Genomic DNA, 23246 nt, shown 5'->3' with positions numbered 1-23246 from the left:
GATTGAACTGCCGATGAGTGCAAAGTTAACAATGTATGACAACTGTTAAAATCATATTGTATGACTATTAATGTGTCAACTTGTTGATTTATGCAATTGCTAATTAATGTCACATTTATCATCCGTAATTTATTTAATGGATAAATAACTTATCATTATGTATTTGCTGGTTATTATTTGTTTTGTGATGTATAGAGATCATCTTATTAGACTAAAGTCGTAAACCCGCTGTAATCACCAAGGTCAGGTTAATCCAGACATCAAATACAGGAAATTCCTGTCACAACATATTTACTTCTATTTTAAGAATGCTACTTTTAACTTTAGTGTTACAGTAGTATTGTATTATATAATGTAGTGATGAAATTGATTAACAACTAACCTTAATATTCAAACACAACAATAAAAGGATCGACGCTCATGGTGCTTCAACGCTCATTCGTGTCTGTAGGATTGATTTTAGCGCTTGCTTCCTGTGGTGGGGACGACAGTAGCAACAGTGCTAACGACACAAATACCTTTACACTTCCGCCTCCAATAACCTTTGCCAACCCAACCCTTTCTGGTGATGTGAATTACACCGATGTGGTTGTCCATGATCCTTCGATCATCAAAGATACCGATGGCACCTACTATGTGTTTGGTTCTCACCTTGCTGTTGCAAGTTCAAAGGATCTTATCAGTTGGACTCAAATTGCGCTTGATGGGGTAGAGACCAGCAGTTTGTTTAATACGTATGCAACTGAAATCGCAGAAGGTACAGCGTGGACGGGAGGCTTTATTGGGTCGTGGGCGCCTGATATTAAAAAGTTAGCCAATGGTAAATACCATTTTTACTATAACTTTTGTGCAGGGCCTGTTGAATCGGATTGTGTTTCCCGCTCCTACCTTGGAGTGGCGACGTCTGACAAGATTATGGGGCCTTATGTTAATCAAGGTTTATTCCTAAAGTCTGGGCATGAGGGTACCGAAAATCCTGGCGTTAACGGCAAAGACTACAGTGGATATACCGATCCTAATGCTATCGATCCTGCCATTTTCTACGATAAAGATGGCGGACTTTGGATGACCTATGGTTCGTATTCGGGTGGTATTTGGGTATTGCAGCTCGATCCGACAACAGGTAAACCCCTTGATGGCCAAGGGTATGGCACTAAGATCATGGGCGGTGATTATAGTCCGATTGAAGGCTCTTACGTTATCTATAGCCCTAAATCTGAATATTATTATATGTTTACCTCATTTGGTGGCTATGAGCAAAATGATGGTTATAACATTCGTATTGCGCGCGCTAAAACACCAAATGGCCCTTATGTCGATGCTTCTGGCAAGGATATGATTGATGTGACGGGCAACGCAGAGATGATAGCGCCCTATGGTGCGAAATTAATGGGCAGTTTTCTATTTGATGCCCATCCAGGAGATGTAGGAACTGATATCGGCTATATGTCACCAGGGCATAATTCTGCTTTTTATGATGCAAATACGGGAAAATATTTCTTAGTATTCCACACTCGCTTCCCTGAAACAGGTGAAGGACATAGTGTTCGAGTGCATGAAATGTTTATGAATAGTGATGGCTGGTTAGTTGCATCTCCACAACGTTATGCCGCTATAAATGGGGAAAACATTGTCGATGAATTGGATATTCAAGGCGCTTATAAATTTATTAACCATGCAAAAGACATTAATACTAAACCACATAAATCTGTTCATATTCAGTTAAAAAGAACTTGGACCAATAAAGGTGCGATTACTGGCGATGTCACAGGAACTTATGTACAAACAGATGATAGCCACATCACGTTAACCCTTGATGACTTAGGCACATTTGAAGGGGTATTAGCATGGCAATGGGATCCAAACCAAGCGAAGTTAATGCCCACATTTAGTGCGATGTCCAGTGACGGTGTCAGTATTTGGGGCACAAAATTAGCAGATAAAACCACAGATCAAATATTAACGGATACCGTTAATGGGATTAGTGTTGTTTCGGAAGCGACAACAGATTCAATTCTTTTACCCACTGAAGGTACGCATGGTGCAACCATTAATTGGGTTTCAAGTGATGAGGGCGTGATCCGTACCGATGGAACCATTATTAGGCCCAATGCAGGGGAAGGCGATAAGGTCATCACCTTAACAGCGACTGTGATGGTAAACGGTAAAAAAGTGACTAAAACTTTCCAAGTGACTGTCTACGCGAGAAAAGCCTATAACCGTATTGCATATTATCGCTTTGAAAATAATCTAAATGATACTTTGGGGTTATTTGCTGCAGGTCAACCTACGGGTGATCGGATATTTAAACCTGCAGAGTCAGTTGGTTATAGCATTGGTCTTGAGGGGCAAGCGCTTTCCCTCGATGGTGCACACGGTGTATTGCTCCCGAGCGGTATTATCTCAAGCTATGAGTACACTGTATCGTTTTGGGCAAATCCTAGTGTAATAACACAATTTACTACCGCATTTTTTGGTGCTGTAAATGAACAAGCAGCTGAAGATGGCAGTAAGTTTTCCAACACTTGGATCAGTATGTTACCCCAAGGTTGGGACGGCAATACCATGTTCTGGAGTAATGGTACCGCTTGGTTTGATGGGGTAACGGGTGAACGTATTGCTGAAAATACGTGGTCTCACTTAGCTTTTTCGGTGAAAAATGGTTTAGTGAATGTCTATATCAATGGCATTGAGAAATTTAGCCAAGGTAATCTCGCTGATTTCTTTACAGGTAATGAAGGGGTATTTGCCCTAGGGGTTAACTATTGGGATATTCCCTATAACGGTTTACTTGATGAACTTAAGGTATATGAAGCGGCATTAACGGCTGAAGAAGTCAAAGCACTAGACATCGATAAGTTGCCAGATAGCGAACTACTGGCTTCTGCGGTTGATATTCTTGACCTAGGTGATTTAACCGCAGTGCGTAAGGACTTAATTTTACCTGTGACTGGCCCTTATGCTGCAGCGATAACTTGGGCATCATCGGATCCAACCACGATTGATCATAAAGGTGGAGTTAATCAGCCGAGTCGAGATGAAACCGATAAAGTGGTCACTCTCACGGCAACACTTAAACTTGGTCAAGCGACACAAACTAAAGTCTTTACTGCTACCGTAAAATCAAAAGCACCACCAACACCTATCGCAGTTTATAGTTTTGAAGATAATCTTATCGACAGCACTGCAAACTTTGGTGCAGGTAATGTAGTGGGTAAGTTGATTGGTACGACCGGAGGGACGATTAGTTATGCCGCAGGTGCTGTGGGTAAGGCCGCGGTGTTTGATGGGGCTTCAGGTATTGAATTACCGAATAACCTGATTAAAGACAATACTTATTCCGTATCACTCTGGCTCAATCCCAAAGTACTCAATAAATACACCACAGCACTGTTTGCTTATGCGAGTACCTCGAGTTGGACCAGTATATTACCTGGTGGTCAAAACGATTATGAGCGTTTGGTACTCTGGTCGGGTGAAGCTTGGTATGATGGCAGAACGGGTTATGTGATGCCTAAAGATCAGTGGTCACATATGGTTTACACTGTCAATGCGGGTGATGTTAAGGTATACGTTAATGGTAACCTGATGTTTACTGGTGCTAATTTCCCTAATGTGTTCTCGGCACCAACCACGAAATTTGCTGTTGGCGTTAACTTCTGGGATGTTCCATTTAGCGGATCTATCGATGAGATTAAATTCTACGATGAAGTTGTCACCGAGCAAGACGTAAAAGAATTATTTGATGAATCTAAGTAATCCTTATTGTTAACAAATTGACGTCAAGTTGAAAGCACTCGAAAGAGTGCTTTTTTGTTTACAGTCACAATATAACGTCTCAATTTCATTATGTGCTGCAACATTGATTAATATCAGCATATGTTGAAAGATAACGGCACTTCAAACGACCTAAGTTGGTTATGGCTCAGATAAGTGTTGGTAAATTATTAATGACTATCCCTGTGGCAAATACCCTTGGGGAAGGTGTGATATGGGATGATAAAACTCAATCCATTTGGTGGACCGATATCGAATCTGCTTTGATTTACAACTATCAAATTGAGTCTCAAACACTTCGCAAAATACCTACACCGTATCGTGTCGGTTCGTTCAGCTTAGCGGATAACCAAGAACAACTTATCGTGGCGTTTGATCGGGGCATTGCATTATTTCATCTTCACACATCAGAGGTTCAATGGCTTGCAACACCAGAGCTGAATATTATTGGCAACCGATTTAACGATGGACGAGTCGATAGGCAAGGGCGATTTTGGGCGGGTACTATGATAGAGGCTCCCCATTCAGTAGGTCAGAAGGCTGCACTTTATTGCATTGATAACCAAAGGCAATGTGTAAAAGTGTTAGATGAACTTTGTATTTCAAATGGACTTTGTTGGAGCCCAGATGGTTTGACTATGTATCATGCTGATTCACCAAAACATGAAATATATCAGTACGATTTTGATCCTATCGCTGGCACAGTGAGTAACAAGCGATCATTTATTAACACCAATCACCATATTTTTCCTGACGGTTCTGAAGTTGATGCCGCAGGATTTATTTGGAATGCACAATGGGGTGGTGGCCAAGTGGTTCGCTATCACCCTGAGGGATATATAGACTTAATCCTGCCACTGCCCGTTACTAATCCAACCAGTATTGCTTTTGGTGGGCCAAAGCTTGATTGGCTGATTATTACCAGCGCAAAACATTCACTCAGTGATGAGCAATTGATCAAAGAGCCCCATGCAGGTGATGTTTTTATTTATCAATTACAGAGTATCAGTGGCGTAAAATCACAACCTTTGTATCGCGTTGCTAAATGGTAGGTTGCTGCATTCCTTTTACAGAGAGGAATGCAGCTTTGGATATAGATTTAAATAACCTTTGCAATCGATTGTGCTAAATAGTCGACATTATCTTCGCTTATCCCAGCAATACTGATGCGGCTTGAACCTACCATATAGATGCTGAATTCTTTTTGTAGGCGTGCCACTTGCTCTGGAGCCACCCCAAGGAAAGAGAACATACCTTTTTGGCGGGCGATAAAGCTAAAGTCACGGTTTACGCCATTGGCTTTAAGTTTATCCACTAAAATGGCGCGGTTGCCGTTGATGCGATCGCGCATCACTTTCAGCTCATCAAGCCATTCTTGGGTTAATTCTTTTGATCCTAAAATCGTCTCAACAATCGCCGCGCCATGGGCAGGTGGCATAGAGTAAAGGCAGCGAACCACATAAAGTAGTACAGATTGCGCGACATTGGCGGTATTGGCATCTTTGGCAATCACAGAACAGGAACCAATACGCTCACGGTACAAACCGAAGTTTTTCGAGCATGAGCTGCACAGGATCATATTATCGACCGCTGCCGCCATATGACGCACACCGTAGGCATCAATATCAACGCCATCACCAAAGCCTTGGTAGGCCATGTCAATCAGCGGCGTAAAGCCTTGAACTTTTGTCAGGGCAACCACTTTATCCCATTGTTCTGTGGTGAAATCCATTCCGCTAGGGTTATGGCAACAGGCGTGGAATAACACCACATCATCAGGACTCACTTGCGATAATGCAGCAAGCATCTCATCAAATTTCAATGATTTGCTATCGTAGTCATAGTAAGGATAGGTTTTTACAGTAATACCCGCGGCTTCAAACAAACCGATATGGTTTGCCCACGTTGGATCGCTTACCCATAACACCGCATTCGGGTTACAGCGTTTGATAAAGTCACCTGCAACGCGCAGCGCGCCTGTACCTCCGGGGGTAGAAACGGTGCGGATACGGTTAGCGATAATGGCACTGTGGCCAGCACCAAAGGCTAATTCCGTCATCAAGGTGTTGAATTGTGGTGAGCCTGTTGGGCCGATATACACTTTAGTGGTTTCGGTATCGAGACGGAATTTTTCCGCTTTTTTCACGCAGCTTAGAATAGGGGTAACGCCGGTAGGATCTTTATAAACGCCCACACCTAAATCCACTTTTTGTGGGTGAGAGTCTTCGCGGTACTGAGTTAACAAGCCAAGGATGGGGTCCGCTGGCATTGCGATGAGTGAGTTAAACATAGCTCCATCTACCTTTCTGGTTATAGTGCAAACGTGATTGTTCGTATCAGATATGCGTTATTTATCGTTTGGAGGTTAGAATAGCGCGGAAAGGTAAAGTAATTAAAGTGAAAACTGTGATTACACGCCAGTTATCTTGGCAAAAAAGCCTGCCAAAAATACGGTTAAATCATAAATTAACCGCTTAAATTTTGCGTTTTTGTTATTTTTACACTGATCTCAGCAAATAATCTGACCAAAATGTCATTTTTCTCGAAAAAACGGTTGAATCCTTAGCGACAATCGGTAATTTTATAACGACGAAGCACCAACAAGGCCCCAATCTCCTTTTATTTGTAATCTTAACTTGACGCGCTGTAGCGTGAAGTTGCCATTTTGCGTATTCAGTCCGCGTGATCGTGATGATGACGCCCTAGAGAGAAAGAAGATTTATTCATGAAGCAATTACGTCTTGAACCTGTTGTGCAAGTCCGCGGTGAAATCAATATTCCGGGCTCAAAAAGTATTTCAAATCGAGCCTTATTATTGGCCACCTTAGCCCAAGGTACGACCACGCTCACCAATCTGCTCGACTCAGATGATATCCGCCACATGTTGGCCTCCCTCAAGCAGTTAGGGGTGAACTACCGTTTATCGCAAAACAATACTGTGTGTGAACTCGATGGTTTAGGTGGTGTGATTTCCTCTGAATCCGCGCAGGAATTGTTTTTAGGCAATGCGGGTACCGCAATGCGCCCCTTATGCGCCGCCTTAACCTTAGGCCAAGGTGAATTTACCCTCACGGGCGAACCACGTATGGAAGAGCGTCCGATTGGCGATTTAGTCGATGCCTTAAGGCAACTCGGTGCCAATGTCGTTTACCTTAAAAATGACGGTTTCCCGCCACTGACGATTAATGCCACTGGCCTTAATGGCGGCGATGTCGAAATCGCAGGCGATTTATCGAGCCAGTTTTTAACGGCCTTATTGATGGTGGCACCGCTTGCTAAGGGCAGCGTCAATATCCATGTCAAAGGCGAGTTAGTCTCTAAGCCTTATATCGATATCACTATTGCCTTGATGGCGCAGTTTGGCGTTAACGTCATTAACCATGATTATGCCCGTTTTGAGATTGTTGCAGGCCAGCGTTATATATCACCGGGTAAAGTACTGGTAGAAGGCGATGCGTCATCGGCATCGTATTTCCTCGCGGCAGGGGCGATTAAGGGTGGCGAGGTCAAAGTCACAGGTGTGGGCCGTTTGAGTATCCAAGGCGATGTGAAATTTGCCGATGTGCTCGAAAAAATGGGCGCAGATATCGAGTGGGGCGATGACTATATTATCGCCCGCGGCTCACCTTTAACGGCCGTCGACTTAGACATGAACCATATTCCCGATGCGGCCATGACCATTGCAACTGCTGCGTTATTTGCCAAAGGCACAACGGTTATTCGCAATATCTACAACTGGCGCATTAAAGAAACCGACCGGTTAGCGGCCATGGCGACCGAATTACGCAAAGTGGGCGCCGAAGTTGAAGAGGGCAATGATTACATTAAAATCACTCCACCGGCGGTGATTAACACCGCTGAAATCGATACCTACAACGATCATCGCATGGCCATGTGCTTTTCTATGTTGGCATTTGCCGATTGCGGTATCACCATCAATGATCCTGACTGTACTTCCAAAACATTCCCTGACTACTTTAAGCAGTTTGCGAGCTTGCAAGGTTAAGTTTTTGGGTTTCGCCATGGTTACAATAATCGATGTCAAGAATAGCAAGCCGTGTTTGCGCGGCTTCTAATCTTCACAAAAAATCAACGGATTTTGTTTGTCTTTTATTATACAATGCGGCGCGCTCATTTTCGGGGCTCACATGATGAACTCACGGATGATGATTATTTTTTGCGGAGGAATGTATGTCTGAACGGGCTCCTGTAGTCACAATCGACGGCCCAAGTGGTGCTGGTAAAGGTACAATTAGTCAGTTATTGGCTCAGCATCTAGGCTGGCAACTGCTTGATAGTGGTGCTATTTATCGAGTTCTTGCGCTTGCTGCCATTCATCACGACGTTGAACTGGAAAATGAAGAATCGATCACGCTGTTAGCTGCACATCTTGATGTGAAATTTTTAACAGGCAATGATAAAGATCCCGTTCAAGTGATATTAGAAGGTGAAGATGTCACCACGGATATTCGTACTCAAGAGTGCTCAAATGCGGCATCTAAAGTCGCGGCATTTCCTAGAGTAAGGGAAGCTTTATTACGTCGCCAACGCGCCTTTAGAACTGCCCCAGGATTAATTGCCGATGGTCGTGATATGGGAACGGTTGTTTTCCCTACGGCACCGGCAAAATTATATTTAACAGCCTCAGCCGAGGAGCGTGCTCAAAGACGCTATAATCAGTTGCAGGACAAGGGCTTCGATGTTAATATCGAGCGCCTTTTAAGTGAAATTATCGAACGTGATGAACGTGATATGAATCGTCCGGTGGCTCCTTTAGTCCCCGCCGAGGATGCGTTTGTTATCGATACTAGCGGAAAAGGTATAGATGAAGTACTTGAGCTTGCGCTCAAGCACATCAACGAAAAGTTATCCAGCGCTAACTAAGTTAGCCCACTGGATAGGTATTCGTATTAAGGATGATACGGATAATTAGACTGACTCCACGTCTAGGACTGACAGTGGTTTATTAAATAAAGTAACCTAAAACATGACTGAATCTTTTGCTGATCTATTTGAACAATCCCTTCAAACTCTGGAATTCCGTCCAGGTTCTATCGTTCGTGGTACTGTTGTTGCTATCGAAAACGGTATGGTCCTTGTTGACGCAGGTCTGAAGTCTGAAAGCCCAATCCCAGCTGAGCAATTCAAAAACGCCCAAGGCGTTTTAGAAATTCAAGTTGGTGATGAAGTTGACGTAGCTCTTGACTCTGTTGAAGACGGCTTCGGTGAGACTCAATTGTCTCGCGAAAAAGCGAAACGTCATGAAGCTTGGATCGTTCTGGAAAAAGCTTACGAAGATGCTGAAACTGTAATCGGTATCATCAATGGTAAAGTGAAAGGCGGTTTCACTGTTGAATTAAACGGTATCCGTGCCTTCTTACCAGGTTCTCTAGTTGACGTGCGCCCAGTTCGCGACACCGCTCACTTAGAGTACAAAGAATTAGAATTCAAAGTTATCAAACTAGACCAGAAGCGTAACAACGTTGTTGTTTCTCGTCGTGCAGTTATCGAATCAGAAAGCAGCGCTGAGCGTGATGCACTGTTAGAAAACCTGCAAGAAGGTCAAGCAGTTAAAGGTATCGTTAAGAACCTGACTGACTACGGTGCATTCGTAGATTTAGGTGGCGTTGACGGTCTATTACATATCACTGATATGGCGTGGAAACGTGTTAAACATCCATCTGAAATCGTCAATGTTGGCGATGAAATCAACGTTAAAGTACTGAAGTACGATCGTGAGCGCACTCGTGTGTCTCTAGGTCTGAAACAACTTGGCGAAGATCCATGGTTAGAAATCAGCAAACGCTACCCAGAAAACACACGTTTAACTGGTCGCGTAACTAACCTAACTGACTACGGTTGCTTCGTCGAAATCGAAGAAGGCGTTGAAGGTCTGGTTCACGTTTCTGAAATGGATTGGACTAACAAGAACATTCACCCATCTAAAGTGGTTAACTTAGGTGATGAAGTTGAAGTTCTGGTTCTGGACATCGATGAAGAGCGTCGTCGTATCTCTCTTGGTCTGAAACAATGTAAGACCAACCCATGGGATGACTTCGCAACTCGTTACAACAAAGGCGACAAGGTTTCTGGTAAGATCAAGTCAATCACTGACTTCGGTATCTTTATCGGTCTTGACGGCGGTATCGATGGCCTAGTTCACTTGTCTGACATTTCTTGGAACGGTACTGGCGAAGACGCAGTTTCTGAATACAAGAAAGGCGACGAAATCCACGCAGTGGTTCTGTCTGTTGACCCAGAGCGTGAGCGCATCAGCTTAGGTGTTAAACAAACTGAAGACGATCCATTCAACGCTTACTTAGCTGATAAGAAGAAAGGTACTATCGTACACGGTACTGTTTCTGCTGTTGATGCTAAAGGTGTCACTGTTGAACTGGCTGACACTGTTGAAGGTTACATCCGTGTAGCTGACATCAGCCGTGAGCGCATCGAAGATGCATCTACTGTCTACAATGTAGGTGATGCAATCGAAGCTAAGTTCATGGGTGTTGACCGTAAGAACCGCTCTATCAGCCTGTCAATCAAAGCGAAAGACGAAGCTGAAGAGAAAGAAGTAATGGCGACCTTGAATAAACAAGAAGACGCTGTTATTAGTAATGCTATGGCTGAAGCGTTTAAAGCAGCTCGCAAATAATCGCCTGTTGTTAGAGGGTGGTTCGCCACCCTTTATAGGTGACTGTGTTTGGCTTGATAATAGGGGATAGCTAGGATGACAAAATCCGAACTGATCGAAAAACTCGCCACCAGGCAGTCGCAGCTGTCGGCGAAGGAAGTTGAAAGTGCAATCAAAGAAATGTTGGAGCAAATGGCGACAACATTAGAAAGCGGAGATCGTATCGAGATCCGTGGCTTTGGTAGTTTCTCGCTTCATTATCGTGCGCCGCGTACTGGCCGCAATCCAAAAACTGGTTCATCAGTTGAATTGGAAGGCAAATACGTCCCGCACTTTAAGCCAGGCAAAGAACTGCGCGAGCGTGTTGACGCCGTTAATGTGTGATTGACCGCATAGTAAAAGGCCTCCTTATGGAGGCTTTTTTGTATCTAATGTAAGGCAATGCTGGTCAGCTTAGTGAATTTCTTGGATAATCATAAAATTGAAACGCGTTTAGGGAGTACAGCGTGAAATCATTTCTAGTGACTGTCCTAGTGGCATTATTATTTATTTTGGCGCTGATCTTCGGCGCGCGTAATGAACAAGTGGTGACAATAAGCTACTTTGTGGCTCAAGGTGAGTATCGTTTACCTGTGGTATTGGCAATCGTTTTCTTTGCTGGCTTTATGCTGAGTTGGTTATTTGCTTGCTATTATATTGTCAGACTTAAACTTGCTTTAGCTATGACCCAAAAGAAACTAAATGCCCAACTTGCCAAAACCCCTCAGGATGTAGACGCCTAATATGCTTGAGATCCTCTTTCTGTTGCTTCCCATTGCTGCCGGTTACGGTTGGTATATGGGTCGGCGGAGCATAAGGCAGAATCAAAGTAATCAGCGCAAGCAATTAAGTCGTGATTATTTCACGGGCCTTAATTTTTTATTGTCCAATGAGTCGGATAAAGCGGTTGATTTATTTATCAGTATGTTAGATGTAGACGATGAGACTATCGACACTCATTTGTCCTTAGGTTCACTTTTCCGTAAACGTGGCGAAGTTGATCGCTCCATTCGTATTCACCAAAATTTGATTGCTAGGCCTACACTCACCAATGAGCAGCGCGACATTGCTATGATGGAGCTGGGTAAAGATTATCTGGCGGCAGGATTTTATGATAGGGCTGAAGAAATCTTTATTAATCTTGTAAGCCAAGATGATCACAGTGAAGAATCTGAAACACAATTAATTGATATTTATCAAGTGATTAAAGAGTGGCAAAAAGCTATTGATATCACAAAACGTTTAAGCCGCAAGCGCCAGCAAGTGCTTAAACCTATCATTGCTCACTTCTATTGTCAGTTGGCCGATGAAACCAATGATGACGACAAAAAAATTAAGCTATTACAACAGGCACTTAAACAGGATCCTAAGTGTGGCCGGGCCTTACTCACACTTGCAAAAAAATTCCTCGATATTCAAGATTACCTACAATGTAAAGCCATGCTAGCGGCGCTCAAAAAAGCGGATATTGAACTCTTTGCCGATGCATTGCCGACAGCGAAGCAAGTTTACCGTGATACCCAAGATAAAGAGGGCTATCAGGAATTACTTGCTGGGGCTATGGCAGAAGGCGCTGGAGCCTCTGTGGTTGTCGCTCTCGCACAGCATTTGATCAGTCTTGATGAAATTAAAGCGGCTGAAAATATAGTGCTTGATTCGCTATATCGCCATCCCACCATGAAAGGCTTTCAACACCTAATGCAGATGCACCTACGTCAAGCTGAAGACGGACAAGCTAAGCAAAGTTTAGCTATGTTAGAGCAACTTGTTGAACAACAAATAAAATTTCGCCCTAGTTACCGTTGTAAGGAGTGTGGTTTTCCATCACATGCGCTTTACTGGCATTGCCCATCTTGTAAAAATTGGGGCAGTATAAAACGGATCAGAGGGCTTGACGGCGAATAATCTAGTAGAGAAATACACAGTTTGTGTAACCCCGTTGGAGAGATGATGACCACTAAACCTATCCTCGTAGCACTTGATTACGATAATAAAAGCCACGCGTTGCAACTCATAGATCAACTCGATCCCAACATGTGCCGCCTTAAAATTGGCAAAGAAATGTTTACCCTATTTGGGCCTCAGCTCGTTAAGGATATCCATGATCGTGGCTTCGATTTATTCCTAGATTTAAAATTCCACGACATTCCAAATACAGTCGCTAAAGCCGTGGCCGCTGCCGCTGATCTAGGGGTATGGATGACGAACGTGCATGCCAGTGGTGGTTTAGCCATGATGGAAGCGGCAAAAAAAGCGTTGTTGCCATACGGTGACAAAGCGCCAATGCTGATTGCTGTGACGGTATTAACCTCCATGAGTGATGATGATCTTAAATTAATCGGCATCAATGTGCCTGCCTTTGAACATGTTCAGCGTTTAGCTAAATTGACGAAACAGGCTGGTCTTGATGGTGTTGTTTGTTCAGCGCAAGAAGCAAAGGCACTTAAAACGTTATTAGGTCAAGACTTTAAACTCATTACACCAGGCATTCGTCCTGTGGGTAGCGAGGTTGGCGACCAACATCGGGTGATGACACCGGCTGCGGCGATAGCCGCCGGGTCAGATTATTTGGTGGTTGGCCGCCCCATTACTAAAGCCGTCGATCCATTAGCGGCCTTGCAAGCGATTTATCAATCATTGGCATAGAATAATAAATCACACCTGAGTGTTTATTCTCACTATTCACGGAGAACGCCCACGTTTAATGCTACGATGTTTAACTATCAAGGTAAGAATGTTGTCGTTGTCGGAGGAACCAGTGGAATAAATCTCGCGATTGCCATTGCGTTCGCACAAGCTGGTGCCAATGTGGCCGTCGCGAGCCGCAGCCAAGATAAAATCGATGCCGCAGTATTGCAGCTACAGCAAGTCAATCCTGAGGGGATTCATTTAGGAGTGAGTTTTGATGTGCGCGATCTTAGCGCCCTTGAAATTGGTTTTGATAAAATCGCTTCTGAATTTGGTTTTATCGATGTGCTTGTCAGCGGCGCGGCGGGTAATTTTCCTGCAACAGCGGCTAAGCTTTCAGCTAATGGCTTTAAGTCGGTGATGGACATCGATTTGCTGGGCAGTTTTCAAGTGCTAAAACAGGCTTATCCTTTGCTACGTCGTCCTAATGGCAATATTATTCAAATCTCTGCGCCACAGGCTTTTATTGCAATGCCAATGCAAGTACATGTTTGTGCAGCAAAAGCTGGCGTGGATATGTTAACGCGAACCTTAGCGATTGAGTGGGGTTGTGAAGATTTACGAATAAACTCTATCGTACCAGGTCCGATTGCTGAGACCGAAGGTTTTAATCGTCTTGCACCGAGTGCTGCATTGCAGCAAAGCGTTGCTCAATCTGTGCCCTTAAAGCGTAATGGCACGGGACAGGATATTGCTAATGCGGCCTTATTTTTAGGCTCTGAATTAGCCTCCTATATCACAGGCGTTGTTCTGCCAGTTGATGGTGGTTGGTCACTCGGTGGAGCGAGTATTGCGATGACAGAGTTGAGTGAACGGGCTGCAAAAATGTAGTTTGGTGTTAGATTCTAGATATTCAAAATCGAGAACATTGATTTTATATAGATTAAGTAGGTAATGATCCATGGCTAACGCATTACAAGAGCAGCTACTGAAAGCAGGGCTGGCCAGTAAACAAAAAGTTCGAGACGTTAAGACCCAAAAACGTCGTGATAAAAAAGCACGAGTAGATGACGGTTCAGCGGCATTAAAGCAAGAAGTAGCTGAGCAAAAACGGCTGCAGGCGGAAAAAGATCGAGCGCTAAATGAACAGCGTTTTGCAGAAGCATCTGAGCGTGGACAGGTGCGTGGTTTAATCACTGAGTTCACTAAGTCTGCGATTAAAATCCCTGCTTATGCAGAAGTAAAATTTAACTATACTCTCGATAATAAAATCTATTCTTTATATATAGATGAAAAGATCCAAGCGGAGTTACTCAAAGGGCAATTGGGTATTATTAGATATGAAGAAAAGAGTTATCTTGTGCCACATAAGTTAGCTGAACGGGTTAACTTGCTCGTGCCTCAATGGTGTGGCTATTTGTGGAAGCATGATGAATCTAAAGAGGTTGTTGTTGAAGATGATCCTTATGCTGATTATGCTATTCCAGATGATTTAATGTGGTAAATCATCATCTAATCGTGAGCTAACGCGAAGACACTCTGGGTGGTAACCCGATAGAATAATGACCCTTAAGGAAACTTAAGGGTTTTTTATACGTTAAATTTATGCCTATACAGAATAGTGTGGCAACTTTTAGTCGTGGTATCACGATTGTTTTCTGTTGTGAACTGGTATAAATTAAAACAACTGTTTTAATTCTACGTTTAAGAGTCTACCAATGAATCCTTACCAAGCCCCGTTGACGGATATGCGTTTCCTACTGGAACAGGTATTTGATGCCCCAAACACTTGGGCACAATTGCCTGAGATTGCTGAAATGGTCGATATTGACACTGCTAATGCCATCCTTGAAGAAGCCGCTAAGATCAGCAGTCAGTTAATCCATCCGCTTAATCGGACGGGCGATGAGCAGGGCGTGTTGCATCAAGACAATCAAGTGATTACCCCTGATGGATATAAATCCGTTTATGAGCAGTATTCCCAGGGCGGTTGGATTGGTTTGTGTGGCGATCCTGAATTTGGTGGCATGGGCATGCCGAAAATGTTGGGGATCTTAGTTGACGAAATGGCTTACAGTGCCTGTAATGCGTTTACGCTTTATGGCTCGTTAACTGCGGGGGCGGCTTTATGTATCAATGCTCACGGCAGCGAAGAATTGAAACAGGCTTATTTGCCTAAGTTATATTCCGGCGAATGGGCGGGTGCTATGGATATGACTGAGCCGCAGGCGGGTTCTGATCTGCGTAATATTCGTACTCGCGCAGTGCCACTGGATGATGGCAGTTATGCTATTACTGGCAGCAAGATTTTTATCACGGGTGGCGATCATGATTTAACCGAAAACGTTATCCACTTAGTGCTAGCAAAGCTGCCTGAAAGTAAAGGTATTTCACTTTTTCTTGTGCCTAAAATTTCAGTGAATACTGACGGTAGTTTAGGCAGTACAAATGGGGTGAGTGTCGGTTCAATTGAGCACAAAATGGGGCTAAAAGGTTCAGCAACCTGTGTGATGAACTATGATAATGCTCAAGGTTTCTTGATTGGCGAGCCTAATCGCGGCTTAGTATGCATGTTCACTATGATGAACTACGAGCGTTTAGCTATCGGTATCCAAGGCTTAGGCAGCGCACAAGCAGCTTATCAAATGGCGGCCGATTATGCGAAAGAACGTCATCAAGGCATCGCCGCTGGCGGCTCACCCACTGGAAGTGAATCTGATCCTATCATTGTTCACGGTGATGTGCGTCGTATGCTGTTGACTATTCGTGCGATGACTGAAGCGGGTCGGGCTTTGTCTGTGTTTACTGGACAACAATTGGATTTAGCCAAATATGGCCAAGATGAAGTGAAGGCCAAAGCGGCGCGCTATGTTGGTCTATTAACCCCAGTGGCTAAGGCATTTTTAACCGATCGCGGTTTAGATGCAACGATCATGGCGCAGCAAGTCTTTGGTGGTCATGGTTATATTCGTGAGACAGGTATTGAACAATTAGTACGAGATACTCGTATTGCACAGATTTATGAAGGCACCAACGGTATTCAAGCGATTGACTTTCTTGGTCGTAAAGTGACTGGAGACAACTTAGCCGCGTTAAATGAGTTTGTCGGCGATCTCAAAGCACAAATGCGCGCATTTTCCCATGTAGATGCTGTGAAAGTGGCTGCTGTGTGTGCTCGTTTAGATGCGCTTGTCATTGTTGCCGAAACCATTAATGGACAAAAAGTGGCCCAGCCAGCCCTGATCAACGCGAGTGCTGTCGACTTTTTAGATGCCTTTGGTTACACACTCTATGGTTTTTATTGGTTAGCAATGGTCGATAAAGTTGCTAACCATGAAGATACTGCTTTTGCACAGCAGAAAACCTATCTGGCTAAATTCTATTTTGATAAGTTATTGCCGAAAGCAGATTATCATTTAGCACAGGTTCGTGCAGGTGATACCAGCACAATGGTAATGCCTGCGGATTTCTTTTAGCACTAATTATACTTACGCTTATTAATCAAAAAGCACTGAATATTCAGTGCTTTTTTAAAGAATAATTACTCAGGGATAATCTTAGAATGAGCTTGAATCGTATCAGTCTCCGTTAGAGATGCTTTGACTTCTAGCTTTGTCATCAATTGAGTTAAAAAGTCTGCGCTAAAAGGGGGCTTATTTTGCTTTTTAAGCGCTGGGCTGATGCCATTTTCGAGTACAACAAACAATATATCCTTATGCTGTGGTAATCGCATAAATCCTGCTAGGTTTGCGATACCTTGCATCGAGCCTGTTTTGGCAAAAATCAGGTTTTTCAATGGTGGCTTAGTAAAACCTGTTCGGTATTTTAATGTACCACTGACCCCAGATTGGGGCAGACTGTTCATTAATTCTCTAAAGCGATCATCTTCATAAATTAACTTCAATACTGATGCTAACTGATTAACACTCAATAGGTTATATCGTGAAAGTCCAGAACCATCGACAATACTTGCATTCGTTAAATCAATCCCTAAATCGGTGAGAATACGGCGCATTGCAGCCGCACCATGGGTGAAACTTCCCTGTGTACGGTAATAGCTCTTTCCTATTTGCTTGAACAAGCTATCAGCAATTAAGTTATCCGATTTAAGTAACATCGTTTTGAGTAGTTCAGGTAATGGCTGTGAGCTATGGCTCGCAATCAGTTTGGCTTTTTTAGGGATGCTATTGCCTATGCGTACTTTACCCGAAAGTGGTGTTTCGGCTTTGAGTATGGCTGTTAGGGTGTCTTGCGCAAACTGAGCTGGATCAGTTACTGCAATTGCGAGAGGTATGGCTTCAGATCCTGGATAACATCCTCGTAAGTGGTAGTTGTTTTGCCCTAAACGGACGAGATCAAGCTGACAGAAATCGCGATTGGCTTGTCGATCGAATACGGCGTCACTATTGACCTTTACCCCATAACTGGTGGCGCGTAACACAACCTTTGAGGGCTCTTTTTCATTGCTTGGGATGAACTGACCGAAAACACAATTTTGGTTGATGATGTAGCTCGACACAGGGGCTGCATAGCAGATGCCTAAATCATCCCAAACCCAACCCGGTGCTTGCAATTGTTCTTGTTTATCCCCAATAAGATACAAATGACCATCAATGCCATTAATGCCTTGTTTCACTAAACTGGCAAAGAGGGCTTTTAAATCCAATTGTGTCAGGGTTGGATCACCACTAAAACGTAAATAAACACTCCCTGCAATGTGGCCATTACGGAGTGGTGCATCGGTCCATAATTCAGTGACATAACGAAACTCAGTCCCAAGTTCTGCCATGGCGGTGACTGCTGTGAGAATTTTTTGTGTGCTGGCAGGAACCAACAGGGTATCCGCCTGTTGACTATAGAGAATCTGATTGTTCGCTAAATCCAATGCTAATAATGCGGTTTGTGAATGTCGTGGGTTAATATCGGCGATACTTTGGCTGAGTGTTGTAGTTCTAAGCTCAATGCTGGGGATGTTTGCTTGTGTAGCCTTAGTGCTTATTGAGAAAAAACTCAATATTAACCCTATGTAACACGTTGTTTTAGATAACATATCCATGTTAATACTCAATCATGTTGCTCGGTTAGCGTTCATTACTGCCATCATCTTTCTCCATTAGACGATAAAGCCTTAAGGTGACAAAAAGCACTAATCCAATAAATAATGGCAGGATTAATAATCCAAGTTGAGTCTTAAAATGGAAAATTCCCCAAGCGAAGAGTAATGTCAGCGCAAGGGTTAGCAAAATTTTTTTGTTCATAGTCTTTATTTACTTAGTGCAAAGAGGTTTTAGTTTACGCTAAAACCATGCTTTCGGGGACACGAAAATCCAGTTGGCGATTTTTTTTGTGATTTGGACGCCGTTTCTCATTCTAATATTGTTTTAGATAATATGGGTTCTAGATGAGGTTTATCATCAGCATCAGCGCGTTTCAGGTCAAATTACCAGCAAAACAATTGGTTTTAAGCGTGCTTTTGGGAGAAAAGCCTTGCCGAGACGCAGTGAAGTCGGTAATTTCTACCCCTTGTGATTTTAGGTTCTCAGGTAAAAAACTAAACCATGCCTCATATTAGTATGCGCGGCTTACCACAGGCAGTCGTTGCAGAGTTTAGCCAAGCATTACTGCAGTCTTTGGCGGCTATATGTAAAGGTAATGCAGAGAGTTTCACACTAGATTGGATCCCAAGTATCAGTTATCGAAACGGTAAGATTGATCAACGCTTTGTCCAAGTGGAGTTACTTTGGTTTCCTAAAGATCCTGATATTCATCTTAAAGTAGAACAAATGATCAGGCTGACAGTGACCGAAGCCTATCCAGAATTAACACATATTGCTGTGATGTTTTTGTCACTGAACCCTAGTGCTTCCTATCAGGGTGGTCAGCATGTTTAAAGGAGGATACCTTGCTAGATAAGCTTGGTGGTATAGCCGTTCAACCCGAGGCTTTAACGTGGTTGCTTACGCCATGCCGATTTAAGGCAGAATTACTCAATCGTATTGAAGGCGCGAAACACAGTATTTATATTGCTGCGTTGTATTTAGAAGATGACGAAGCGGGCCGTGAGATTTTACAAGCTTTGATGTCCGCAAAGGCCAATAATCCTGCATTAGATATCAAGATCCTCGTTGACTTTCACCGTGCCAGACGCGGCTTGATTGGCCATAAAGGTGATAGCGGTAACTATTTGATGTACCGTAAAGTTATGGCTGCGGCCGAATATCCTATTGATATCTTAGGTGTACCCGTCAAATCCCGTGAATTTATGGGGGTACTTCATCTTAAGGGCTTTATTATTGATGATGCAGTCATTTATAGTGGGGCTAGTCTAAATAATATCTATCTGCAACAGAATGATAAGTATCGCTTTGATCGTTACCATGTGATTGAGTCTGTAGAATTAGCACGTAGTATGCGGTCGATGATCCAGCGTTATATTATTGCCGATCCTGCGGTATCGTCACTCGCTCAAGATGCGGCTCAAGAAGTCCTACCACATAAAAATGATATCCGTAGTTTTAAACTGCGATTGTCCGAAGCCGAATATCAATTTAACAGTACCAATAGTGGTAACCGAATTACGCCCTTATTGGGGTTAGGTCGTAAAAAAAATCTACTCAATAAAGTTGTGGTTGCTTTAGTTGAAGAGTCTAAGGATGCTCTGTTTATCTGCACGCCTTACTTCAACCCACCCTACATTTTAGTGCGAGCCTTAGCGAAGCATTTACGAAAGGGTAAACGTATTGATATCGTGGTAGGCGACAAGACAGCTAATGATTTTTATATTCCGCCAGAGCAGGATTTTTCAACCATAGGTGCCTTGCCTTATATGTATGAGCAATCTTTGCGTAAGTTTGCCAAGCGTCAGCAATGGGCGATTGATAATGGGCAGTTGAATATCCATTTGTGGAAACACGGTATCAATAGTTACCATCTAAAAGGGATCAGTGCTGATGGTTGTAAGCACTTGATCACCGGTTCCAATCTTAATCCAAGAGCTTGGGCATTAGATCTTGAAAATGGTCTTTTGATCCATGATGAAACCGCTTGTTGGAAAAATCAGTTTGAAGCTGAACAGACCCATATTCTTGAGCATACAGAGCGGTTATATCATTATAGTCAAGTCGATACACTGCAAAGCTATCCAGCGCCAGTGAAGAAGATCATGAATCGTATTCGACGATTAAAAGCCGACTTTCTGTTAAGACGTATTCTGTAGCCTTAGACGATTAAAGGAAAAGCCCACATCATATAGTGGGCTTTTTAGTTTCTAACTTACTGATTTTGAGGCATTAGATTTTGATGGGTATCATTTTGGTCTTTAGCGTAATGAAGTGATGCTATCACAAGGATAACCATCATAGTACTCAGTAATCCAATACTTAATTGTCCTCCCATGGGCATGACTGACATGCTAAGAGCCGCAAGACCTGCACCAAAATTCTGTAACCCACCAAGTAATGCCCCCGCAATACCCGCTTGACGCGGAAATGGTTCCAGTGCCGCAGAGGTGAGAGTAGGAAAGAGCATACCTGCACCACTAAAAAATAATACAGAACCTACAAGTAAACTCCATGTGCTGACGAGCAGGAATATCCCAGGGATAAGCATAAATAAAGCCCCAGTCCCTAATAGTGCAACCCCTTGATAAACAGTACGTTGTGTTTTAGTTTGCTTGCCAGCAATCAAGGCTCCTAACAAGTAACCAGGAATAGGAGCCACAAAGTAACAACTCACCATAAAAGGGGGAAGCCCTAAATATTGACCGTAGAGTACACCTGCAATTGCTTCAAAAGCAGCAATACCTGCGAATGTGGCAATTAATGAAGACAGATAGGCTCTAAATCCTCTATGCCGTAGTACATGTCGATAGGACGCGATGATGGGGTTATGCTCACGTTTACACGAAGGGAGCGACTCTTTAAACCCGACTAATAATAGTAACCACACAAATACGCCAAATCCTGCTAGTACCCAATAGACAGCTTGCCATCCAAAATAGGCGGTCATTATGCTACCTAAAAAGGGGGCTATGAGTGGGAGAAAGACCACGGCCATAGAGACATAACTGTTAAATTTTACTAAATTGTCACCAAAATAGTGATCCCGAGGAATACTACGACATAAGGCGCCTGCACTTGCGGTTCCTAAACCTTGGATTAAGCTCGCAAAGATAAGTTGATTGAAATGTTGAGCCCGTGCGGCCATAAATGCCCCTAAGATAAAAATACCAATACCGATGAGTAAAGGTGTTTTACGCCCAATACGGTCAGACAAAGGTCCATATACAAATTGGAATAATCCATATGCAATAAGGTAACAGGCCATCACAGCCTGTAATTGACTGGCATCTACATTTAAGCTGAGGGCGATTTGCGGCAATGCGGGCACAAAAATGGTTTGTGCCATTTGGCCACAAGCCACCATAAATACCAGCATAAATATCAGGCTTACAGAAGGAGATACTGAGTTTGACACGAAAGAATATTGAGTTTTGCCAGACATGAAATAGCCATAAAAAGAACATAAGTTAATGGCGCGCATCTTACGCGCTAAAAGAGGAACTTCAAGTGTGAATCATGCTGATTTAGCACAATAATATTTTATGTTTTGCATAAGTTTTTCTCTTCATTTTGGGTTGTAAAGTTAAACTTACGATGGGTTATTTGCGTGTTAATTGTGTAGGGTAATTGCAAATACATTAATGTTTGGCTCAACTCTGATGCCCCTATTTCCTTACAAGCGGATTTGTTTAAAACATTTGGTATCAGCGACAAACCAGTGGATAAAATACTTGATATAAGGAAGTAACGCTAAAAATATGGGTAAGGTACAAATAAAATAGGAGATCGCAAATAGGCCTATCTCCTTTAATGCTAACGTGATGCTATTTTTGCAATTTTTCTATGCCAGTTAAAATCTGGTAGCCCACAGTCACCCGTGGTGGAACGGGATAATTTTTATTGCTTAGTAAGACGATCCCAAGCTTTTGCGCGGGGATAAAGGCTACATAAGCGGCAAAACCACCAGTTGAGCCTGTTTTATTGGTCCACACATTTTGCTGCGGTTCAAGGGGTGGCACTATGGGGTTAACGGGCGTACTACCAAACACCACTTCCTGAGTGTGGCCCATAAGTAGCTTATCGAGCTCAATCGGATCGGAATAATGTTCCCAAATCATATCTTGGGTCATTACGCCCACATCAAAGTATCCCCTGTGAGTCTCATCGATTGCCGTTTGCAGAGGTTTGGCAAGTGGGTGCATTTGCATATTGGCTTCCACAAATTGCAGCAGATCTGTGGCTGTAGTTTTAACGCCATAGGCTTCATCGGCTAATACGCCGGGATTGACCCGAACCGGCATATCTTGCTTATTGTAGCCTTGGGCATAATCGGCCATTTTGTCGCTGGGAACCTTGACATAGCTGCTGGTCATACCTAATTGCGGAAAGATTGTTTGTTCAAGTGCTTGCTGAAATGTTTGATTCAAACTCTGCGCGGCAATCATCCCGAGCAGGCCAATGCTTGGATTGGCGTAATTTCTGTGGGTCCCTGGGGCAAATGACGGTTGCCACTGTTTAAGATAAGCCATTAATTCTGCGTTGTTAGTGACTTTATCGGGTACTTGCATTGGCAGATCTCCCGCGGTGTGAGTCGCTAAGTTAATGAGACTAATCCCATCAAAATGACTGCCTTTTAATGCTGGTACATTGTCACTGGCCATATCCGTGAGAGTTAATTTGCCTTTAAGCTGTGCGTAGTTTGCCAGTGTCGCGGTAAAGGTTTTACTGATAGAGCCAATCTCGAACAGGGTATGTTCAGTCACACTTTGCCCTGAGGTTTTAGAACTGACGCCATATCGATAAAAATACTTTTTACCATCAATAGTTAAGCCTATTACGGCACCGGGGATATGGTACTCAGTCATCAAAGGTTTAACCGCAGAATCTACCAGCGATTGCATTTCCTTAGCATTTAAAGCTTGGGCTGCACTCACATTAGAAAATAGCGTTACACTGAGCAGTACGCTGCTTAATAATGGCATTGAAGCGAGTAGGGTATGTTGTTGCATAATTTACCTGTAATCAAAAATTGGATGTGCTTTTTATGGCGATAATGTATGGGGTGGATTGCGCCATTGATGGTCAAGGGATAAACTGCGTCGCCGCAA

Annotated in this window: 19 protein-coding genes; 14 read left to right on the top strand and 5 right to left on the bottom strand. The window is 43.3% G+C overall.

Going from position 1 to position 23246, the window contains the following annotated elements:
* Nucleotides 1-420 precede the first annotated feature (420 nt).
* On the top strand, nt 421-3759 hold the full coding sequence (locus tag MZ182_RS10250) for a LamG-like jellyroll fold domain-containing protein (protein ID WP_248067012.1): 3339 nt from the start codon (nt 421-423) through the stop codon (nt 3757-3759).
* A 161-nt stretch (nt 3760-3920) separates the two neighbouring features.
* Nucleotides 3921-4829 carry an SMP-30/gluconolactonase/LRE family protein gene (locus MZ182_RS10245; RefSeq protein WP_248067015.1) on the top strand — a complete coding sequence of 303 codons (909 nt, stop codon included), beginning with the start codon at nt 3921-3923 and terminating at the stop codon, nt 4827-4829.
* 47 nt (nt 4830-4876) lie between these two features.
* Here MZ182_RS10245 and MZ182_RS10240 read toward each other — a convergent pair whose 3' ends face one another.
* Nucleotides 4877-6067 (bottom strand): amino acid aminotransferase, encoded by a 1191-nt coding sequence (locus MZ182_RS10240; protein ID WP_248067018.1) that lies wholly within the window; start codon nt 6065-6067, stop codon nt 4877-4879.
* A 435-nt stretch (nt 6068-6502) separates the two neighbouring features.
* On the opposite strand from MZ182_RS10240, the gene aroA reads away from it, so the two are divergent.
* From aroA to MZ182_RS10190, 10 genes are all read left to right on the top strand, one after another.
* On the top strand, nt 6503-7783 hold the full coding sequence (gene aroA / locus MZ182_RS10235) for a 3-phosphoshikimate 1-carboxyvinyltransferase (protein WP_115014693.1): 1281 nt from the start codon (nt 6503-6505) through the stop codon (nt 7781-7783).
* 185 nt (nt 7784-7968) lie between these two features.
* Nucleotides 7969-8661, top strand: a complete 693-nt coding sequence (gene cmk / locus MZ182_RS10230; protein WP_011789295.1) for a (d)CMP kinase — start codon at nt 7969-7971, stop codon at nt 8659-8661.
* A gap of 103 nt (nt 8662-8764) precedes the next feature.
* On the top strand, nt 8765-10432 hold the full coding sequence (gene rpsA / locus MZ182_RS10225; protein WP_011789296.1) for a 30S ribosomal protein S1: 1668 nt from the start codon (nt 8765-8767) through the stop codon (nt 10430-10432).
* 75 nt (nt 10433-10507) lie between these two features.
* Entirely contained in the window at nt 10508-10795 is a 288-nt protein-coding gene (gene ihfB, locus MZ182_RS10220; protein WP_007647758.1) for an integration host factor subunit beta, read from the top strand.
* 122 nt (nt 10796-10917) lie between these two features.
* Nucleotides 10918-11193: a LapA family protein gene (locus MZ182_RS10215; protein ID WP_011789297.1), complete on the top strand. Its 276-nt coding sequence runs from the start codon at nt 10918-10920 to the stop codon at nt 11191-11193.
* 1 nt (nt 11194) lies between these two features.
* Nucleotides 11195-12355, top strand: a complete 1161-nt coding sequence (gene lapB / locus MZ182_RS10210) for a lipopolysaccharide assembly protein LapB (protein ID WP_248067021.1) — start codon at nt 11195-11197, stop codon at nt 12353-12355.
* A 45-nt stretch (nt 12356-12400) separates the two neighbouring features.
* A complete protein-coding gene (gene pyrF / locus MZ182_RS10205; RefSeq protein WP_011789299.1) occupies nt 12401-13096 on the top strand; it encodes an orotidine-5'-phosphate decarboxylase in 696 nt (231 codons plus the stop codon).
* A 66-nt stretch (nt 13097-13162) separates the two neighbouring features.
* Complete coding sequence (locus MZ182_RS10200) at nt 13163-13969, top strand: SDR family oxidoreductase (RefSeq protein WP_248067024.1); 807 nt, start codon at nt 13163-13165, stop codon at nt 13967-13969.
* Nucleotides 13970-14039: 70 nt separating this feature from the next.
* On the top strand, nt 14040-14582 hold the full coding sequence (locus tag MZ182_RS10195; RefSeq protein WP_011789301.1) for a DUF2058 domain-containing protein: 543 nt from the start codon (nt 14040-14042) through the stop codon (nt 14580-14582).
* A 214-nt stretch (nt 14583-14796) separates the two neighbouring features.
* Nucleotides 14797-16554 (top strand): acyl-CoA dehydrogenase family protein, encoded by a 1758-nt coding sequence (locus MZ182_RS10190; protein ID WP_248067027.1) that lies wholly within the window; start codon nt 14797-14799, stop codon nt 16552-16554.
* 65 nt (nt 16555-16619) lie between these two features.
* Here the strand turns inward: MZ182_RS10190 and dacB are convergent, their stop codons facing one another.
* Entirely contained in the window at nt 16620-18134 is a 1515-nt protein-coding gene (gene dacB, locus MZ182_RS10185; RefSeq protein WP_248067030.1) for a D-alanyl-D-alanine carboxypeptidase/D-alanyl-D-alanine-endopeptidase, read from the bottom strand.
* Between the two features lie 25 nt (nt 18135-18159).
* Nucleotides 18160-18336, bottom strand: coding sequence for a hypothetical protein (locus tag MZ182_RS10180; protein ID WP_011789304.1), 177 nt, complete (start codon nt 18334-18336; stop codon nt 18160-18162).
* A gap of 300 nt (nt 18337-18636) precedes the next feature.
* Here MZ182_RS10180 and MZ182_RS10175 point away from each other — a divergent pair, with 300 nt between their 5' ends.
* Together MZ182_RS10175 and pssA are read left to right on the top strand one after the other, a co-directional pair.
* Entirely contained in the window at nt 18637-18969 is a 333-nt protein-coding gene (locus MZ182_RS10175; protein WP_011789305.1) for a DUF1904 domain-containing protein, read from the top strand.
* A gap of 11 nt (nt 18970-18980) precedes the next feature.
* Entirely contained in the window at nt 18981-20294 is a 1314-nt protein-coding gene (pssA, locus tag MZ182_RS10170) for a CDP-diacylglycerol--serine O-phosphatidyltransferase (protein WP_248067033.1), read from the top strand.
* Nucleotides 20295-20350: 56 nt separating this feature from the next.
* Here pssA and emrD read toward each other — a convergent pair whose 3' ends face one another.
* Nucleotides 20351-21580 carry a multidrug efflux MFS transporter EmrD gene (emrD, locus tag MZ182_RS10165; protein WP_248067035.1) on the bottom strand — a complete coding sequence of 410 codons (1230 nt, stop codon included), beginning with the start codon at nt 21578-21580 and terminating at the stop codon, nt 20351-20353.
* Nucleotides 21581-21962: 382 nt separating this feature from the next.
* Nucleotides 21963-23147 (bottom strand): class C beta-lactamase, encoded by a 1185-nt coding sequence (ampC, locus tag MZ182_RS10160; RefSeq protein WP_248067038.1) that lies wholly within the window; start codon nt 23145-23147, stop codon nt 21963-21965.
* Nucleotides 23148-23246 lie beyond the last annotated feature (99 nt).

The sequence above is a fragment of the Shewanella sp. JNE2 genome, assembly GCF_023159115.1.
GTDB lineage: Bacteria > Pseudomonadota > Gammaproteobacteria > Enterobacterales > Shewanellaceae > Shewanella > Shewanella putrefaciens.
This window is presented reverse-complemented; position numbering and strand designations above follow the sequence as displayed.

What these genes read in the sequence shown, in the direction of transcription:
- MZ182_RS10200 (WP_248067024.1), top strand. Translation starts at nt 13,163, where the DNA reads ATGTTTAACTATCAAGGTAAGAATGTTGTCGTTGTCGGAGGAACCAGT.
- rpsA (WP_011789296.1), top strand. Translation starts at nt 8,765, where the DNA reads ATGACTGAATCTTTTGCTGATCTATTTGAACAATCCCTTCAAACTCTG.
- pyrF (WP_011789299.1), top strand. Translation starts at nt 12,401, where the DNA reads ATGACCACTAAACCTATCCTCGTAGCACTTGATTACGATAATAAAAGC.
- lapB (WP_248067021.1), top strand. Translation starts at nt 11,195, where the DNA reads ATGCTTGAGATCCTCTTTCTGTTGCTTCCCATTGCTGCCGGTTACGGT.
- MZ182_RS10180 (WP_011789304.1), bottom strand. Translation starts at nt 18,336, where the DNA reads ATGAACAAAAAAATTTTGCTAACCCTTGCGCTGACATTACTCTTCGCT.
- emrD (WP_248067035.1), bottom strand. Translation starts at nt 21,580, where the DNA reads ATGTCTGGCAAAACTCAATATTCTTTCGTGTCAAACTCAGTATCTCCT.
- dacB (WP_248067030.1), bottom strand. Translation starts at nt 18,134, where the DNA reads ATGGATATGTTATCTAAAACAACGTGTTACATAGGGTTAATATTGAGT.
- aroA (WP_115014693.1), top strand. Translation starts at nt 6,503, where the DNA reads ATGAAGCAATTACGTCTTGAACCTGTTGTGCAAGTCCGCGGTGAAATC.
- cmk (WP_011789295.1), top strand. Translation starts at nt 7,969, where the DNA reads ATGTCTGAACGGGCTCCTGTAGTCACAATCGACGGCCCAAGTGGTGCT.
- ihfB (WP_007647758.1), top strand. Translation starts at nt 10,508, where the DNA reads ATGACAAAATCCGAACTGATCGAAAAACTCGCCACCAGGCAGTCGCAG.
- MZ182_RS10190 (WP_248067027.1), top strand. Translation starts at nt 14,797, where the DNA reads ATGAATCCTTACCAAGCCCCGTTGACGGATATGCGTTTCCTACTGGAA.
- MZ182_RS10195 (WP_011789301.1), top strand. Translation starts at nt 14,040, where the DNA reads ATGGCTAACGCATTACAAGAGCAGCTACTGAAAGCAGGGCTGGCCAGT.
- MZ182_RS10175 (WP_011789305.1), top strand. Translation starts at nt 18,637, where the DNA reads ATGCCTCATATTAGTATGCGCGGCTTACCACAGGCAGTCGTTGCAGAG.
- ampC (WP_248067038.1), bottom strand. Translation starts at nt 23,147, where the DNA reads ATGCAACAACATACCCTACTCGCTTCAATGCCATTATTAAGCAGCGTA.
- MZ182_RS10250 (WP_248067012.1), top strand. Translation starts at nt 421, where the DNA reads ATGGTGCTTCAACGCTCATTCGTGTCTGTAGGATTGATTTTAGCGCTT.
- MZ182_RS10240 (WP_248067018.1), bottom strand. Translation starts at nt 6,067, where the DNA reads ATGTTTAACTCACTCATCGCAATGCCAGCGGACCCCATCCTTGGCTTG.
- MZ182_RS10245 (WP_248067015.1), top strand. Translation starts at nt 3,921, where the DNA reads ATGGCTCAGATAAGTGTTGGTAAATTATTAATGACTATCCCTGTGGCA.